This is a genomic window from Saccharococcus sp. Marseille-Q5394 (assembly GCF_946901335.1).
GTDB classification, from domain to species: domain Bacteria; phylum Bacillota; class Bacilli; order Bacillales_A; family Planococcaceae; genus Sporosarcina; species Sporosarcina luteola_C.
This window is the reverse complement of the sequence record NZ_CAMPPQ010000001.1, coordinates 1-18,410: the sequence shown is the minus strand read 5'-3', so window position 1 is coordinate 18,410 and position 18,410 is coordinate 1. Positions and strand designations below refer to the sequence as shown.

The 18,410-nt window shown below is 42.5% G+C and carries 14 protein-coding genes and 1 tRNA gene; 5 read left to right on the top strand and 10 right to left on the bottom strand.

The genetic code is table 11. The annotated features are described in order from the left end of the window. Positions 1 to 130 precede the first annotated feature (130 nt). From OC538_RS00075 to OC538_RS00060, 4 genes are all read right to left on the bottom strand, one after another. Entirely contained in the window at positions 131 to 3,196 is a 3,066-nt protein-coding gene (locus OC538_RS00075; RefSeq protein WP_262175017.1) for an efflux RND transporter permease subunit, read from the bottom strand. A 305-nt stretch (positions 3,197 to 3,501) separates the two neighbouring features. Next, positions 3,502 to 5,076: a peptide chain release factor 3 gene (locus tag OC538_RS00070; RefSeq protein ID WP_251694975.1), complete on the bottom strand. Its 1,575-nt coding sequence runs from the start codon at positions 5,074 to 5,076 to the stop codon at positions 3,502 to 3,504. 135 nt (positions 5,077 to 5,211) lie between these two features. Continuing rightward, on the bottom strand, positions 5,212 to 6,702 hold the full coding sequence (locus tag OC538_RS00065) for a UDP-N-acetylmuramoyl-L-alanyl-D-glutamate--2,6-diaminopimelate ligase (RefSeq protein WP_262172783.1): 1,491 nt from the start codon (positions 6,700 to 6,702) through the stop codon (positions 5,212 to 5,214). Positions 6,703 to 6,907: 205 nt separating this feature from the next. After that, positions 6,908 to 7,957 carry a M42 family metallopeptidase gene (locus OC538_RS00060; RefSeq protein ID WP_251694977.1) on the bottom strand — a complete coding sequence of 350 codons (1,050 nt, stop codon included), beginning with the start codon at positions 7,955 to 7,957 and terminating at the stop codon, positions 6,908 to 6,910. A 96-nt stretch (positions 7,958 to 8,053) separates the two neighbouring features. On the opposite strand from OC538_RS00060, the gene OC538_RS00055 reads away from it, so the two are divergent. Further along, the gene (locus OC538_RS00055; RefSeq protein ID WP_251694978.1) at positions 8,054 to 9,664 is read left to right on the top strand and encodes a two-component system sensor histidine kinase NtrB; all 1,611 of its coding nucleotides are present in this window, start codon (positions 8,054 to 8,056) and stop codon (positions 9,662 to 9,664) included. An 80-nt stretch (positions 9,665 to 9,744) separates the two neighbouring features. Here OC538_RS00055 and OC538_RS00050 read toward each other — a convergent pair whose 3' ends face one another. Continuing rightward, complete coding sequence (locus tag OC538_RS00050) at positions 9,745 to 11,130, bottom strand: aldehyde dehydrogenase (protein ID WP_410055837.1); 1,386 nt, start codon at positions 11,128 to 11,130, stop codon at positions 9,745 to 9,747. Between the two features lie 318 nt (positions 11,131 to 11,448). Here OC538_RS00050 and OC538_RS00045 point away from each other — a divergent pair, with 318 nt between their 5' ends. Then, positions 11,449 to 11,607, top strand: coding sequence for a hypothetical protein (locus OC538_RS00045; protein WP_251694979.1), 159 nt, complete (start codon positions 11,449 to 11,451; stop codon positions 11,605 to 11,607). A 65-nt stretch (positions 11,608 to 11,672) separates the two neighbouring features. Here OC538_RS00045 and OC538_RS00040 read toward each other — a convergent pair whose 3' ends face one another. Beyond that, entirely contained in the window at positions 11,673 to 12,524 is an 852-nt protein-coding gene (locus OC538_RS00040; protein WP_251694980.1) for a DNA-3-methyladenine glycosylase family protein, read from the bottom strand. Between the two features lie 124 nt (positions 12,525 to 12,648). Here OC538_RS00040 and OC538_RS00035 point away from each other — a divergent pair. The 3 genes from OC538_RS00035 (at position 12,649) to OC538_RS00025 (ending at position 14,025) form a co-directional block, all read left to right on the top strand. Then, positions 12,649 to 12,721: transfer RNA gene (locus OC538_RS00035), tRNA-Val, on the top strand. Positions 12,722 to 12,840: 119 nt separating this feature from the next. Next, complete coding sequence (locus OC538_RS00030; protein ID WP_262172782.1) at positions 12,841 to 13,752, top strand: tyrosine-type recombinase/integrase; 912 nt, start codon at positions 12,841 to 12,843, stop codon at positions 13,750 to 13,752. A 12-nt stretch (positions 13,753 to 13,764) separates the two neighbouring features. Then, a complete protein-coding gene (locus tag OC538_RS00025) occupies positions 13,765 to 14,025 on the top strand; it encodes a hypothetical protein (RefSeq protein ID WP_262172781.1) in 261 nt (86 codons plus the stop codon). Positions 14,026 to 14,831: 806 nt separating this feature from the next. Here OC538_RS00025 and OC538_RS00020 read toward each other — a convergent pair. From OC538_RS00020 to OC538_RS00005, 4 genes are all read right to left on the bottom strand, one after another. Beyond that, positions 14,832 to 15,497 (bottom strand): zf-HC2 domain-containing protein, encoded by a 666-nt coding sequence (locus tag OC538_RS00020; protein ID WP_251693419.1) that lies wholly within the window; start codon positions 15,495 to 15,497, stop codon positions 14,832 to 14,834. Further along, positions 15,484 to 15,975 carry an RNA polymerase sigma factor gene (locus OC538_RS00015; RefSeq protein WP_251693418.1) on the bottom strand — a complete coding sequence of 164 codons (492 nt, stop codon included), beginning with the start codon at positions 15,973 to 15,975 and terminating at the stop codon, positions 15,484 to 15,486. The genes OC538_RS00020 and OC538_RS00015 overlap by 14 nt, the downstream gene beginning before the upstream one ends. A gap of 638 nt (positions 15,976 to 16,613) precedes the next feature. Beyond that, positions 16,614 to 17,891 carry an IS110 family transposase gene (locus OC538_RS00010; RefSeq protein ID WP_251695186.1) on the bottom strand — a complete coding sequence of 426 codons (1,278 nt, stop codon included), beginning with the start codon at positions 17,889 to 17,891 and terminating at the stop codon, positions 16,614 to 16,616. A gap of 134 nt (positions 17,892 to 18,025) precedes the next feature. After that, positions 18,026 to 18,208: a hypothetical protein gene (locus tag OC538_RS00005; RefSeq protein WP_262172779.1), complete on the bottom strand. Its 183-nt coding sequence runs from the start codon at positions 18,206 to 18,208 to the stop codon at positions 18,026 to 18,028. Positions 18,209 to 18,410: the final 202 nt, after the last annotated feature.

The following is an 18,410-nucleotide window of genomic DNA, read 5'->3' as shown; positions in this document are numbered from 1 at the left end:
CTGTCAAAAGAAATATTTGGTTGTTGAGTGCTTACTAAGAAATTATACCATCAAAGATATCTGGACACAATTTATTCGCGACGAAAAACTAGTAAAAAATCCGGAGAGTTGCACCTCCGGATTTTTGCTTCTATTCAACTTCAACCGCACGTCTTCTCGTTTGCCGGTCGAACAAACTGTAAATGATTGGAACGATATACAACGTTAGGAATGTAGAGCTGATCAACCCACCGATGACAGCAATCCCCATCGGCTGATTCATTTCAGTCCCTTCACCGATTCCGAGCGCCAATGGCAACAGCCCTAGTATTGTCGTCAAGGCGGTCATCAGTATTGGTCGCACGCGATCCCTCACAGAGGCGATAATGGCATCATATGAAGACATGCCAGCATCTTTCCGTTGGTTGATATAGTCAACGAGAACAATTCCGTTGTTGACGACTATGCCGACGAGGACCAGAATGCCGATGACAGCAGTCACACTGATAGGCGTATTCGTAGAGAATAGCCCTAACGCTACCCCAATCACCATCAGAGGTACAGAGAACATGATGACAAACGGGTACTTGAAGGACTCGAATTGGGCAGCCATGACGATATAGACAAGGACGACGGCAAGAACAATGGCCATTAGCATATCATCGATGGCACTCTCGAAAAGTTCCCGATCGCCCCCATAAGACATTTCCGTCTCTTCTGGCAGTTCGATTTTCTTCACGATTCCATTCACTTTATCAGTCACATCCCCTAGTGACAATGACGACTCATACTTTACATTGAAGGAGACGGAGTGGGCTTGGTCAACCCGTTGGATCGATACCGGGCCTTCTGCAATGGAAATCGATGCGACATCCTTCAATGGGATGAAAGCTCCTGATGCAACCCTCAACTTGATTTGCTTCAACTTATCAATGCTATTGCGATACTTTTCATCGTACTGGACGATGACCGAGACAACATTCTCTTTTTTATCAATAAATTGCGAAGCAGCTTGACCGCGTGTAATTGAATTCACGGTTTGCGCTATTTGATAAGGCACCAATCCAAGATCCGATGCCTTTTCACGGTCTACTTCAATATGGATTTCCTCGACCGTATCTTGAAGATTATTTGATACTTCAAGTATCGAATCCATCTTCCGCAGCTCTTCATCAAGTTTAGCTACCGATTCGTTCAATCTCGCTTCATTCGTATCTTTCAACGTAAAGGATAATGTATTCGGACTCGATCCTGCTGCAGTCTGCATTTCAAAGCTTACGTTTGCTTCTTCACCTACGAGATCAAGTACATCGGGTTGAACATCATCGACGAACTCGAATACCGAACGATCCCTCTCTTCTAGAGGTGCGAGTTTGACGTACATTTCCGCCCGATCCGATTCTGAACCTCCTTGCGCCATGCTTTGCTGCGTTCCTCCGATAAGACTTACATAAACGTCAATTTCTCTTTCCTCTTTCAGCCTAGTCTCGATCTTTTTCACGATTGTCTTTGTAGATGACAACGATGCCCCATTCGGCATCTTAATCGAGATGCTAAAGAACCCCTCATCCGTTGGTGGCAGGAATTCCGTACCGACCTTGAATAAGCCGAAACCGCTAACTACAAGAAGGGCAAGTGTCATAACTAACACGAGTGCACGATGGCGGAGTGACCATTTGACCGATCGTTCAAACCTATTCAACGTCTTCGAACGTCGCCTTCTCGCTTCGATATTCTTCGTGGGTTTAGTAAGCATCCGGCTCGCCATCATCGGTACGACCGTCAATGCGACGACAAGGGAAGCAAACAGGCTGAATGAAATCGTCAACGCGAATTCCGTGAAGATCTGCCCGATCAAGCCACTGATGAAAATGACGGGCACAAAGACGGCGAGTGTCGTCAATGTTGAAGCCGTAATCGCTCCGCTGATTTCTTTCGCACCGTCCCTTGCAGCTTCAGTACGATCTTTCCCCATTGCAATATGCCGTTCGATATTCTCGATGACAACAATTGCATTATCGACTAACATCCCGATCCCTAGCGCCAACGCGCCTAGCGTCATGATGTTGAGCGAGAAATCAGCGAAAAACATGAGCACGAATGTGACGATAACAGAATAAGGGATCGCAATGCCGATAATGATCGGGCTTTTGATCCCCCGGAGGAATAAAAACAAAACAATCATCGCAAATAGTCCGCCAAGCAATAATGATTGGCCGATATTTCCGACGGCAAGTTTCACATAGTCACCTTGGTCGAACAGAATATCCGCCTCGACACCGTCGTATTCCTCTTGGGTAAGCAATCGATCCAACGCATCCTTGAAAGCTGTAGACACCGTTGCCGTATTTGCACCGGATTCCTGCAGCACAGACATGAGGACGGCCTGTTGATCATTCGCCCTCGTTTCGGAAGTTGCCTTCGCTTCTAACATTGCAACATCCGCAATGTCTTTCACTTTCACTTTTCCTCCGGTCATCGGATTGATGCCTACCGTGACTTCTCTAAAATCGCTGATGGTCGTTAATGAACTGATGATTCTTGTCGTCAGTTGCTTGCCGTCATTCGTTTCAATCGGCTCCCCTGGCATCGATACATTGTTCGCTTGGATTGCCTTTACAATATCCGATTGGACAAGTCCGAAATCCTCGAGCTTTTTCTGATCCAGAATGACCTGGACCTCTTCCACCAACTTTCCTGTAACGGTAACGCTGGCGACTCCTTTCGTCCTCCGCAGCTCCGTTTCCAGACGCTCCGCGATATCCCGTATATCCGCTTCTTCTGAGTTCGTTCGAAGCGATAATTGGATTACCGGAAATTGTGCAGGGTCAAATTTCATGAACCTAGGAGCATTGGCGCCTTCCGGTACTGGTACTTGGTCGATTCGTTGCATGATGTCCAGTTGCACATCGTCGATTTTTGTAGCCCAGTCAAACATGAGCAGAATGAAGTTGGCACCTTCCTGTGATGACGACTGCATTGATTTCAAGCCGGGGGCAGTAGACAAACTTGCCTCAAGGGGCTTTGTCAGTTTCTCACTCACTTCCGTGGAAGAGGCACCCGGATAGTTGGTGACGACGACTGCTACCGGAGGGTTCAACTCGGGTATAAGTGTCACCGGAATTTTTAAAAAGGAAACTGCCCCTAGGATGATGACTAAAAACATTGTCACAATCGTAAAGACAGGCCGTTTTATGGAAAAGTTACTGATTTTCATTTGCACATCCCTTTCGTCTGTAAAGCGCTTACTACTATCATATTGAAAGATGACAGTAACATCAAACATGAACATTATCTTCTGCCGGTAAACACGATTGGAAATATTATCGATCATTTCCATAGATATATCGATCATTTCCAGGGAGTTATCGATCAATTTGGAGGAGATATCGGCCATTTCCCGGAAGTTATCGATCATTTCCCAAGTTTTATCGTCATCTCATGACCTTTGACCCACTTGAAAAAAGTATATCGGAAAACAGAAAAACCGGAGAGCCCAAGCCCCCCGGTTAAAATGCTGAATTATAGCAAGCTGTACAGTCTGATGTCCGGGAATTTATCACCGAACCAACGAAGTGCAAAGTCATTTTCAAATAAGAAGACCAAATTATCATAACGATCCTTTACGAGCATGGAACGTTGCCCCGTCATCGACTCTTTCACATCGCTTTCATTTTCAATCCAGCGGGCGACTTTGGAGCCGATATGCTCCATGTGGACATCAACATTGTATTCGTTTTTCATACGGTGCTCGAATACTTCGAATTGAAGTTGACCGACGGCACCCAATAAAACTTCTTCTGTATGCAATGTTTTGTAATATTGGATTGCTCCTTCTTGAACCAATTGAAGGATCCCTTTATGGAAATGCTTCGACTTCATGACGTTTTTCGCTGTGACACGAACAAACAGCTCAGGCGTGAACTGCGGCAACGCTTCGAACAGGAAATTCGACTTCCCTCCGACAACAGTGTCGCCGATTTGGTAGTTCCCCGTATCATACAAGCCGATGATGTCGCCAGCAACCGCCTCATTTACCGTTTCGCGGTCATCAGCCAAGAATTGTGTCGTCTGTGACAATTTAATCGTTTTCGAAATTCGTGGTACCGTGACCGACATTCCCCTTTCGAATCCGCCCGATACAATCCGGACAAAAGCGATGCGGTCACGGTGAGCCGGATTCATATTCGCCTGGATTTTGAAAATGAATCCTGAGAATTCCTCTGAATTCGGACCGATAAGTTGGTCGTCCTTCGTTTTCCTAGGCTGAGGAGGTGGTGCAAACTGAAGAAATGTTTCCAAGAATGTCTGCACTCCAAAATTCGTCAAGGCACTGCCGAAAAACACAGGGGTTAACTCTCCCTTGGCAACCCTTTCTACATCGAATTCATTCCCGGCTTCATTTAAAAGCAGAACGTCTTCAAGCGCCTGCTTGTAATAAGAAGTTTCCGTCATCGGATGCTCGACCGCAAGCTCCCCTTCTTCATTCAACGGAAGGAAATGACTGTCCCCTTCGACACGTGCTTGCTCGATGCGATTGTTATAACGGTCATAAACACCGATAAACTCTTTGCCCATGCCGATTGGGTAATTCATCGCATATGATTCGATCTCAAGAACTTCTTCCAATTCTTCCATCAGTTCGAGAGGCTCTTTCCCTTGGCGGTCCATTTTGTTCATGAACGTGAAAATAGGAATGCCTCTCATCCGGCACACTTTAAATAGCTTGATTGTCTGAGGTTCGATGCCTTTTGCCGAATCGACCATCATGACAGCGGCATCAACCGCCATTAATGTACGGTATGTGTCTTCACTGAAGTCTTCGTGTCCAGGTGTATCTAGAATATTGACGCGCTTGCCATCGTAATCGAATTGCAGCACGGAAGACGTGACTGAAATTCCACGTTGCTTTTCAATTTCCATCCAGTCGGATGTTGCATATTTACCTGTCTTCTTTCCTTTTACGGTACCTGCGTCACGGATGGCGCCGCCAAAATAGAGCAGTTTTTCCGTCATCGTCGTTTTCCCGGCGTCCGGGTGGGAAATGATTGCAAACGTTCGTCGAGATGCAATCTCTTCATGTATAGGTTTTTCCATTTTGTCCAAACTCCTTCTTTTCCACTTTTCTAAGCATAGACAGATTACAAGTCATTTTCAACAATTTTTTCTCCATGACGCAAAGTCTTTTACTAAAAGGAAAAGAGCCATCTCTATTGACAGCTCTTCATCTTCCTATTTCTCTATATAACCCCTACCAAACTTCTTTTCCGCCTCATCCAATGCGATCTCCGCGTCGGAATGAGGCAATTTTTCTCTACCGACAATTTGATAGTCCTCGTGCCCTTTTCCGGCAAAGATTATGATATCACCTTCATCAGCGACCGAGACGGCATGGCGGACGGCTTCCTCACGATCACCGATGCATGCATATTGACCGTGTTTCATACCCGCTTCAAGTTCGGACAAAATCGTTTCGTACGCCTCATCTCTCGGGTCATCCGTCGTCAGCACGACATAATCGGCAATCGATGCCTTCTCTGCCATGATTGGACGCTTCACCCGATCCCTGTTGCCACCTGTCCCGATGACGAATATCAATTTACTCTCGGCATCTTTATAAGGTAACACTGCTTGAATAGCCTTCTCAATTGCATCGGGTGAATGTGCGTAATCGACATAGATACTCAACGGCAACTCCGTATCGACTTTCTCCATCCTGCCTTTTGCAGAAGGAATAACCGCTAGCCCTTCGAGGATTACATCCATCTCAAGCCCCTTTGCATATAAGGCTGCAATGACCGCCAAAGCGTTATAAACATTGAATTCTCCAATGAGCGACATCGTGACGTCGAATCCTCCAGCCGGCGAATCCAAGCGGAATGAAGTACTGTCGACTGTCATCTTGACGTCCGTTGCCCGGAAATCCGCGTCATTGTGAACTCCGTACGTAAATACCGGGAACGAGGTCATTTCCTTCATTCGCTCTCCCCAAAGGTCATCCACATTGACGACGCCATACTTCGGCTGCGCAAGATCTTGTCCAAGTTGCGCAAATAAAAGCCCTTTAGCATGCCCGTAATGCTCCATCGTTCCATGGAAATCCAAATGGTCATGTGATAAATTCGTGAAGATCGCAATGTCAAATTCGGTGCCCGCGAGTCTTCCTTCGACAAGCCCATGAGACGAAACTTCCATCGTCATCGTGGAACATCCGGCATCAGCCGCTTGCTTGATCATTTGCTGTGTCGTCAGCACATCAGCTGTCGTATTTTCAGTTTCAAATAAAACACCATCCAAGTTGAAACCGATCGTACCCGTTACTGCAGACTTTTCTCCTGTATGGAGCAACACGGAATGAAGCATATTGCTGACACTCGTTTTTCCGTTCGTTCCCGTCACGCCGATCATCGTCATCCGTTTTGAAGGATAGTTCATAAAACGGGGTGCAAGCAAAGAGACCGCTCTTGACGTGTCTTCTACATAGACGATCGCCACCTTGTCCAAATCGGCTTCGACGGGACTGGCCGCCACGATCACTCTTGCTCCATTGGCAATCGCTTTCGAAACGAATGCATGTCCATCCACAGTAAATCCTTTGATACAGACGAACACGCCCCCCGCATTGACAGAACGTGAATCGACTGCAATATCCGTAACAATGTCGGGCAAAACCCCTTCCACTCTCTTTATTGGTAAACTTGAAAATAAATATTCGGTCTCCATACTGAGGCCACCTTCCAACTATTCTTAGTCTAGCTTCAGGCGCTAGATGCTCGGGACATAAGTCAATGTTGCTTTGTGGCAAAAGACGCCACGACGCAACCTCTCCTTATGCCTGAGGCCGGCAGGATGCCGGTCATGCAGTCGATGCCGCAGGACGCGGCGTACTTAGACTGCGAACCTCTACTGATCAAGCGCCTTCCGCTTTTCAATTCATCATTTCGGATACTACATAAGCATGCAATAATTGTGCTGTCGCTTTCAAGGAGTCGACATGAGTCCTCTCCAGTGCATGGGAAGATTCAATTCCCGGACCGAACAGTGCATGTCTAACATCGAAGCCCGCTCGGATTGCAGCAGATGCATCCGATCCATAATAAGGGTAAATATCAAGCTTATACGGGACACTCCCTTTTTCACAAAGAGCCGTCAAGTGCCTCGTCAGCGCATAATGGTATGGCCCACTTGAATCTTTCGCACATATCGAAACAGTGTACTCATCGGAAGTTTGTCCATCTCCGATCGCTCCCATATCGACAGCTATATACTCCACGGTTTCGTTCGGGATATTTGAGTTCCCGCCATAACCGATTTCTTCATTGTTCGAGATATAGAAGTGAGTCGTATTCGGTAGTTCCGTTCCGTTTTCCTTCAATGAACGTATCAATTCCAACAAAAGTGCCGTACTTGCTTTATCATCGAGATGCCTTGATTTGACAAAACCGGTTGGCGTCACTTCAAATCTCGGATCAAATGAGACAAAATCCCCCACTTCAATGCCAAGCGCCCTCGTTTCGGCGGCATTCGTCACTTTCTCATCAATCCGCACTTCGATATTGTCGGCATTTCTTTCTGCGCTTCCTGAATTACGATAGACATGGACTGTAGTCTGATGCATCAAAATCGTCCCGCGGACTTCCTTGCCTGAGGCAGTATGTATATGGCAATACTCACCTTCCACCGCATTCCAGTTAAACCCGCCAATCATAGTCAATTTCAGCCTGCCGTTGCTTTTGATTTCCTTCACCATCGCTCCTAGCGTATCCGTATGGGCGGTCAACAGCCGGTGGCGTGAATCGTCCTTCCCTTTCAAAGTTGCGATAACAGCCCCTTTATTCGTCCGTGTAAACGGGACTTCAATCTCCCCAAGTTCGTCAGCGATGACTTGCATGACTTTTTCAGTGAAGCCCGATGGACTCGGTGTTTCCACTAGTCTTTTCAATAGCTCAATCGTTCTTGACTCATTAAATTGATGCATCTCTCATTCCCCTTTTCTTTTTCTGAAACTTCTGTTTCCAATATAAAACAAATGTTGTATGATACTTATAATACTACTACTTTCCGAGGTGCATCAATGGAAAACGGTCACTACCTTCACTCTAAAAATAAATATCTTATCAGTTCTTTTTGTTTTATCGTTCTCCTTCAACTACTTGCTTCACCTTTCTATAACCAACCGTTATATGTACTGCCAATTGCAGCTGGTGCTCTTTTCAACCTCAGCCTCTTTGGTCTTCTGCATTTTGGAAAACCGAACCAAAAATTAATTAGTTGGCTAATCATCGTCGGAAGCAATTTTTACATTGTATCCTTGCTGTTTGTCGACGCAGACTTTCCCTATCTTTTCTTTTTGTTTTTCCCTATAATCATGTCTCTCGTCTTTAGTGACAAATACTTGCACATTACCATGCTCGTCTTAACGGCTATCGAATTGACCGTATTATTGCAGGTCATAGGCCCATATTTCCATCCAACTAGAGATGCAAAATTAGTAATCCATTTCAGCTTCTTATTTCTTATCGTTGTGCTGCTACTTTTCATCATCACAGTGAAAATCGGTCCGCAAATGAAAAAGCTGATCATTGAAAAAGAAGTTATGAGTATAACTCTTTCCTCGAAGGACGGTTATTTGGATCTGTTTTTCGAACATGCGCAAGATGCGATTGCAGTGTTCAGTCTTGACCAAAAGCTGCTTGCCGTCAATCCCGCATTTGAAGAGATGTACGGTTGGAAAAAAGAGGAATGCATCGGCAAATCAATTCAGTTGACACCTCCATCAGAATACGAAGGAAAGGCAGAGCGTCAAGACTACCTATTGCAAGGTAGGAGCTTTACAAACATCCGGTCAAAAGAGCTCCGGAAGAACGGCACTATATTTGAAGCAGAAACGACCATGGCACCAATCTATGATAAAAATAAGGAAATCGTAGCATTGTCCCTGATTACTCGTGATATAACGGAAAAACTTCAAGCAGAACGTATGAAGATTGAAGCGATTAAACTGAATGCAATTGGTGAAATTGCTGCGACTGTCGCCCATGAAGTGCGGAACCCGATGACTTCAGTAAATGGATTTGTCCAATTGATGAATGAAGATCCCGACAATCCTTACCGTACTTATACGGAAATTATGGAAAATGAAATTGAAAGGATCAATTTAATCGCGAATGAATTCCTGATTTTATCGAAACCGAATATTAAACAACGGAAGGAAATCGACGTAGAAAATACGATCATCGGAGTGATCGACCTTTTTGATAAGGAGCTGAAAATGCGGCAAATTAATTGCTCACTATTTTTAGCGGAGTATCCGTCAACTGTTTTCGGGAATGAAGAAAGTTTGAAACAGGTGTTCATCAACCTCATGAAAAACTCTTTGGAGGCTGTACAGGACGGCGGTACCATCTCGTTTTACAATTCCATTGTCAATAATACTATTTCCATTACGTTGACTGATAATGGCCACGGTATGGATCCAGAGACTTTCGAACAATTGTTCATACCATTTTTCACGACAAAGGACGGAGCTACAGGACTTGGACTCGTCATTGCGAAAAAAATAGTATTGGATCACGGAGGGAGTATCAATTTTAATGCACTCCGAAAAAACGGAGCTGAATTGAACGTGAGTTTTCCTATCTATTCACTTAATAAAAGTATTGGGCTTGCTACTCTCGCGGATTGATAGGCTATATTCGTTCAACCCTACTAGTAACGTGCGAAGGAAAAGCCTATGCATCCCTTCGCACATTGCTTTGTATAGTCCTAACGCAGTAGAGACCTTACAATCGCCAGTTTATTTCCATACGGCGGATAACCAAGACGGACAGGCAGCTTTGTACTTCTCTTCAAGATCGATTTCGCATGAGTAAAGAGGTCAAAGCTTGCCTTTCCATGATAGGCATTCATGCCGGATGCTCCTACTCCACCGAAAGGCAGATGGATATTGCCAACGTGGGAAATGGTATCGTTAATGCAGCCTCCGCCAAATGAAAGATGTTCCAAGAAATAATCCTGCGCTTGCTCATTTTCAGAGAAAAGATAGGCTGCTAAAGGTTTGGGTAGTTGGCGGATACGTTGAATAGCCTCCCCTAAATTCCCGTAGGACAAGATTGGAAGAACAGGACCGAATATTTCATCCACCATCGCGGGCCCGTCCCATGAAACGCCATCCAAGAGGGTCGGACTCATGTATAGATTGTCACGGTCCATTATGCCTCCGTAGACGACATGGCTCTTTTCCTTATTAATAATTTCAGCCAGTCGATCAAAGTGTTTTGCGTTGACGATTCTTCCATAATCGGGACTTTCCACGCTGTCCTCTCCATAGAAGTCGTGTATGCAGTTGATGAGTTCCTTTAGAAGTTGCTTCTTCACTGTTTCATGGACGAGAACGAAGTCAGGGGCGACACAAGTTTGCCCGTTATTCACGTATTTGCCCCACACAATCCGTTCCGCAGCCCTCTTCAAGTTAGCAGTCTGATCGACGATGACAGGACTTTTCCCACCAAGCTCCAACGTGACCGGCGTTAAACGTTCCGCTGCTGCCTTCATGACAATCTTCCCGACAGCAGCACTGCCCGTAAAAAATATATAATCAAAAGGTGCATGGATCAATGCGGAAGTTTCCTCAATCCCGCCTTCCACGACCTGTACATAATCTTGCGGAAAAATTTCCGTCAATAGATCTTTTATGATTTTAGCTGTATGGATAGTTGCTTCAGACGGTTTGACGGTTACACAGTTTCCCGCAGCAATAGCGCCAACTAATGGATCCATAATTAACTGAAAAGGGTAATTGAAAGGTCCAATGATCAAAACAGCACCATATGGTTCCCGTACGATGAAACTTTTCGCCGGTTGCAGATGTACTGGCGTCTTCACAGATTCAGGCTCCATCCATCCCCTTAAATGCTTCACCATGAATGAAATGCTAGATAATACGAAACCGACTTCCGTCACGTACGATTCAAACTGGCTTTTCCCTAAATCTTTCTGCAACGCTTCAAAAATCTCTTCTTCCTTTTGAACGATCGCTTTTTGTAAACGCCTCAACATGTCTAACCTGAATTCCACAGTTTTTGTCACTCCGGAATCATAAAAGTTTCGTTGAAATGCGATTTTCGATTCGATTTCTCGAGAAATTTCCACAATTAGCCCACTCCTTCAACAAATTAAATTGTCAATATAGCAAAAGAACCGAATTCACTTCGTCAAATTCCGACCAATTACGCAGTTTGGGGAATTGAATGTCAACATATACTATGAGTACATAATTCATTTAATTTGCACCTTGAATTTAAGTGTAACAACCTATATAGCCAATGAAGAAAGGCTTGTTTATCCGGTGGGCAAGCAATAGGTCTAATGATTCTTTTTCGGTAGTAAGCGTTTCAGTCCCTCTCATTCACGGGTAAAGACATAACACATAGCCACAAACCAATAATGAATGAAATGGAGGAAATGAACATGACAACAACAGAAACTTGGTGGGAAACAATTTTTGAGGGGAATCTTTCCTTAGGTCTCAACAAGGAGCGCGTTACGGACCTAGATAATGAAACTTTCCTCTACTTTGACCCAAAACATGAAATGGATCATGATACTAACCAAAACCATACACACTAATAGACAGGCTTCCCGATCGAAGGGAAGCTTTTTTACGTCCTGCTTCGGGTGGCTTTTATTACTTGTTATTCTATGCTTCTCCACAAATATAACGCAGCATAACTTAAATAAGGTGACCATGAAGGAAAATGAACAATCATTTCATCAGCGGTCGGTTTACGGTCGAGATTCCATAAGCGTTTCAAAGCATTTTGAAGACCGATATCGGCTAATGGAAATAAATTCGGCCGCCCTAGCCCGAACATGAGGAAGTTTTGCGCAGTCCAAGGCCCAACTCCCCGATGGACAATCATCTCTTTCATCACTTCCGCATCATCCATCTGAGTAAACCTTGCCAACTCCAACTTGCCATCCACTATCGAGCGGGACAATCCGATTACATATTCCGCTTTCCTGCCACTGAATTGAAGCTTCCGTAAATCCTCCACTTCGAGTGCAGCAATCGTTTCTGGATTCGGGTATCTCCAAACACCCTCCTGATTTGAACCAAAAGCTTCAACAAACCGCATTGTCAAGACGTGTGAAAACGCCAAATTCAACTGTTGGTGAATGATGTTTTTCATTAATGTACCATAGAGTGAAAAACTTTTGATGAGAGGCGTACCAGAATGTACCTTAAAGAGCTGTTCAAGATCCGTACCTATAAAATGATCTGCAATTTCATCCAATGGACGGTTAAAATGAAATACGGACTTAAGTTGATCAACCTGCTTTGTATTCATCGCATTTTTCAATAGGAAGGATGGAGATTCTTTCGATCCTAAGCCATATAGGCTGATGATATTCCCTTCCTCCATTGGTATGCGGATTTCACGTTTTGCGAGGTCCACAGAATTCACAGGGTCCCCCGCTAGTCGTTCCAGTGCTTTATCAAAGTCATATGCGAACGGAATCGAAAATTGTGTATCGATACTCATCACCTCTTTTCTTCATATTCTACCTTTTATTCGTGCTTATAAAAAACTTTTAGAAATAGTGTTGACTTCTATGGAAAACAAGCTATAATAATAAATGTGCAGTAAGCAAGCAACACTTTCTCCCGATTCCGTAGCTCAGCTGGGAGAGCGCTACCTTGACAGGGTAGAGGTCGCTGGTTCGAGCCCAGTCGGAATCATAAAGCTAACCGTATCAACGGTTCACAGCATTTACGACAGTCGAATTATGTTGTGGTCTATTCCAGAACTATTTGACAAACCCAGAACCACTTCACATGAAAATTGTGAGGTGGTTTTTTTGTTGCTTAAATTCGCTATACAGGATTTTTTGGATGATAGGGAATTTAAAAATCTTACTCCTAAAACGATAGAAAGTTACAGGGGTATCCTTAAGCAGTTCGAATATTTCTGTACTAAACATGAGGTGCTGAATGTTGAAGATATTACAGTGCAGCTTATGAAGAAGTATATTTTATACTTTCAAAGAAAAGGCAATAACCCCACTACAACAAACTCAAAGTTGCAAAGGATTCGGGCTTTCCTTAACTACATGATTGAATGTGAAGTAATTAATGAGAACCCCGCAAGAAAAATTGCGAAGGCTAAAGAGGACATTAAAATTGAGGTTTTCACGGACTATCACATTAAGCAGATGCTGAATTATTACAGGAGAATTAAACAAAGAGATAAAGCATTTTACGCTTATAGGGACTATTCCATTATTGTAGTCTTACTTGGTACAGGATTAAGGCTATCAGAATTATGTTCGCTAAAGTGGAATGATATTGATTTTAAACATGAGACATTATCAGTACTTGGAAAAAACCGAAAAAGAGAAACCATTCCCCTGACAGATAAAGTTGTCAAGGAACTATCCGCTTATCGTCTCTATTGCGAACTAATCTTTGGCGATGTTTCCGATTACGTTTTTACCAATAGAGAAAATAAGAAATTAACAGCGAACGCCGTTCAAAACGTATTTAAAAGATTGGCTAAGGTAATGAATTTTCGTGATGTCCGGCTTTCAAGTCATACCTTTCGCCATACCTTCTGTCATCGATGTATACAGTCGGGAATGAGTACATTTGCGGTTCAGCGACTTATGAGACACTCCTCTATCGCAGTTACCGAAAGATATGCTGCTATGTGGGGCAATGACTTGAAGGAACAAAACGACAAGTACAATCCATTAAATAATTTAGATATATAGGGGGTTACTGAAGTGGAAAATCGTTACCGAGTATTCGATTCAAAGGATAATAAGTTATACGTTGGTGTGTGTAGTAATTACTTTAAGATAGCAGATGCAAAGAATACTTATAGAAATTCAACAACTAATGCTGATCTAAAGGATGATTCCATTTTAATAGAGATTGCCAAAAGTGGTGCAAATGAAGTTGATGCCGTTGTTTCCTTTGGTGTAAATGAAGGAGAACAATTTGCATTAGCCTTATTAAATTTATGTAATTCCATTAAAAATTAAAGCAAAGAAAATAGAAAAAAGCCACCTATTGGAGTAGGTGACTAAGCAAAAATATACAATTAAACTGAATACTGGATAACCAATGTACTCACACCTTCATTTTATCGAAAAAAACCCGATAATGCAAGGCTTCTTCCCTATTGCCTTTTTTAGGGCGTAGTATGGTTATTCGCTTGCTGGATTTGCCAACTAACAGCAAGTAAATATAAACTTGACAGGTAATGACCCAGCCGATGCAGATAAATGGGGATAGGTAACAAAGACATTACCCTGTTTTTGTCTGTTACCGAATGGTGAAAGCTACCAAAGAGTGCTGTCGTTAGGAAGGTCAGGGGTAGATACACCCGTAGGATAAGCCATAAGTATCGAAAGAGAACCTGTTCAGGGCTGATTGAAAACAGTAGGCTTATTTGGAATAATAGTCCACGACTAAACAGGGTCATGCACACGGATACCTTAACATGATACACCATGTTGCAGAAAATAAGTCGCTATCTTTGATTGCTTATTTTTTTATTTGCAATCTTAGGTAGCAACCTTCATCAGCCGTTGTCCTTCCATTCAACCCATGTTGGCAAAGTTCTAAACACATTACAAATAGGTTAATGATTTATTTAGGGTTAAATACAATGCGTCCTTTATACTTCTCAAAGAAAGACATTGGAATTGACCTTTGACATTTGAACCTTTTAACTAACATACGCAAAGTGTTCACCTAAACGGTCTCCAGGACCTATCCTTATTGAACTAAAGCACCCGTTACTTTAAGTACAATACTTCACAATCTTTTTTAATTTACTTCCTATTTACCTCTCCCAAATCAACGTCATTTGTTGTAAAAGTTCTTCCCATGTTTGCCCTTCTTTGGTTACTTTATCAAGATCAAAGTCAAGATCAAAGTACCCATAGTAAACTGCATCAACAGCTTCACTATCTACTAACTCTAATCGATCAGGTCCAATTCTTTTATCCTCTCGTAAAAAGTTACTAGTAGGCGAATGGGCGATTGTTTTAACATAATAAATTAAGCTAATGTTTTTTACTTCCCCATCTATTTCAACTTCTAAAGGGTGTGTCGTATACGTTCCTGCATGACTTTCTCCAAAATAATTTAAAACAAGCGTTCCATCTGCCGTTTCTTCAAGCTCAAACAATTCTGCTGTATAAGGAATTGGCTTTGAGTAATGAAATATGAATGAAAATAGTGCAAACCCTATTAATGTGGTCGTTAAAACTGATCCAAAAATAAGAAGCCATTTTTTGCGATTCCATCGTTTCTTAAGCTGACTGAACAAAGTGTCTTTATTTTCAATTGGTACATAAAGCGTTCCTTTCATTTGCTCATATTCATTTCTACAATTCTCACATGTAAGTAAATGCTCATTAACTAACGATTTCGTATCATCACTTACTACCTCATCTACATAAAGTGGCAGCAAATCTTGAATGACTGTACATTTAATATCCCTCATCTTGTTTCGCCTCCATATACGCTGTTATTTTCTTTTTTGCACGGTAATACGTTACTCTAGCCCAGCCATCACTTTTTCCAAATAAATGCCCTATTGCCTCAAAAGAAAGCTCACCAAATGTTCGAAGGGAGAAAACTTCTTTATACGGCTCTTTCATTGCGTGTAAAAATCGATGAATCATCAACGCTCGCTCTTCATTCACTAAATAATCTACAAGTTGGACATCCTTTCGCACTGAATTTTCTTCAATATTTATCTCGCGTTGCTGCTTTTTGTATTGTGTAAAATATGTATTTTTAGCGATTGTGAAAAGCCATGCCCTTACATCTTTTTTGCCATCAAATTGATGAAATGATTTCAGTGCCTTAAAAAATGTCTCTTGTGTAATTTCTTCTGCTATATTCTTGTCAGCTACCAAAGACTTTGTATATAAGTAAACATCATGAAAATACGCTTGATAAATTTCCTCAAAGTTCACTTTCTCCCCTCCTTCACTTAAATAACTAACGAACTATGAAAACGTTACAAGATTTCCAAAAAAATAAATAGACATATTCATTTTATCTGAATATGCCTAAAATTTATGGTTTTAGGATTTAAGCCATCAACAACTGCTTTTGTCCAGTAATCCTATACATTTTTCAGGGTTTGTAAAAGTATTTTGTTTTTCATTCATATATAATTTGCCCCATTAAAAATCGGTATAACCCATAATAATTACTACTTCCTTATTCAACTAACCTCCCTCTATAAACATTGAAGTATCAACGGTTTACATCACTTCGTGATGTGAGGAAAATTATTTTTATGCTGATTAATAAACATAGATTTGAAATTATTGTTTTTATTACCAAGATGAGAGTACGCTTCGCTAAAACTAATGGAAAACATTAGCTTTTCTTATCCATTATTTGATGCACAATGGATCTCTGCGATGCTTATGACGACGTACCCTCCCATGTCTCTTGGCGTCTGAGCGCTGACATTCCTTCGTTCGGTCTATTCATAAGGCAGAGGCCTGCTAAGCTGCTTCAGGGACTCTTGGTCTTAGTGTTAGTACTGTGCCGGCTTCTCCGTGTCATCCTTATTGTTATAGATTAATTGATTTGAAATGTATTACGCTGCCACTGCGAGACAATGGAGATCATTCATCATATGCCGTTCATCGAAATGAACTTTCTTTTTACAAATTCCATGTAACACTTTCAGTAATTTACCGCATAGCACGACCATCGATTGTTTTCCCCGTAGGGGATTTTGTTGGCGCGTCGTGTAGTATTCATGAAGCCGTTTAAACGCTTCGTTGTGCCTGATTAGTGGAACGATGACTTTAAATAGTACGCTCCTTAACCTCTTCCGGCCTCGTTTAGAGATCTGTTTCCGCCCCTGATGTTGGCCGGATGAATTTTCACGTAATGTTAATCCCGCTAGTTTGATGAGTTGGCGTGGATCCTCATAATGTGAAAAGCTACCGACTTCAGAGAGTAGATCAACGATTGTAGCATCCCCTAAGCCGGGTACAGTGGAGAGGTATATATACTCTCCTGTAGACTTAGCCAACTCGGCTAATTGGCTATTTACCTCTTCTATTTCTCCCTCTAACAATCGGTACTGACGGATGAGCGTGGCGATTTCGAATCGTGCCATCTGTGATCCTTCCGTCAACCCGATAGATTGGTTGGCTACATCAACCAGAAGTCTTGCCTTTGGTAATTGCGGCGCTCTCATCCCCTCTACCTGCCGGTAGAGAAAGACTAACTCTTCAGCCGTCTTCCCTATGATGTCCTGTGGCAACGGTGTTTTCTCGAGTGTAGCGAACGCCATCTTCCCGAAGGTCGGATAGACCTGTGTAAACTCCGGGAAGTACCGATCAAGCCAGCGAATGATCCGGTTCTTGAGACTCGACAAGTCCTCTGTCAGCTTTGAACGAAGTGTAGAGCCAATTCGCAACTCTGCCTCAATATCCTTTAGGATGCGGGGATAGCTGAAACGCCCGTCCTTCATGAGCCGAGCAATGACGACTGCATCTTTCTTATCGTTCTTCGTCTGTAAGTTATCATCCAGTTCCTTTGACCGCTTGACGTGTAATGGGTTGACCATTACAAGCGGGATTCCATAGGAATCAAAGAAATAAGCAAGGTTCATCCAATAGTGGCCGGTAGGCTCAATCCCAACGATAACATCAGTTTTCTCATGTGCTTTCATAGCACGAAGCACATTTTGATATAATGCTTCAAATCCTTCTCTGGATTGATGTACGGCAAAAGCTTTCTCAAGTACACGTCCGCGTTCATCTACAAAGCATGCGTAATGAGTACTCTTAGCGATATCCATGCCGACAATTAATGTGTTTTCAGTTACTTGATTTAGCTTTTCATTCCACTTAGAATACATAAAGTAGTCCTCCTGTTAGATGATGGGTCAATTCCACGTTGACACTCAGCATCATACAAGAGGGCTCTTTTTCTTTCAAGATGGCGCAAATCCTTCAAACAGGAATGCTGCTTCGTTAGTGCAATAAGCTATTCTCATTGTTCCTTTTCTTTCTTTTTTATAGTTATTAGTTTTGACATAACGAAGTGAACCACCGCAATAGTAAACAACACATCCCTATATGCTTCATCTGTCTTTAGCCACGATGCAATAATAAAGAAAAATCCGAATGAAATTATGAGTAAGGCTATAACATAATGTTCAAGTTTTAATTCCACATTAATTTCCCCCTCCCTCTGTTTGCTTAGGATATTCTTAAACTAACCTGCCCCGTTAGTCAAATAAGAAAAAAAGCTGCACCCGTTAGTTAAATAATATTTTTAATCCAAGTCAGCATTCGAAGAACTTGGAATGGTTCAAACCAAGTAACTAAAAATAATATTACGAAAAAAGTAGTAAGTGATATATATTTTACACTTC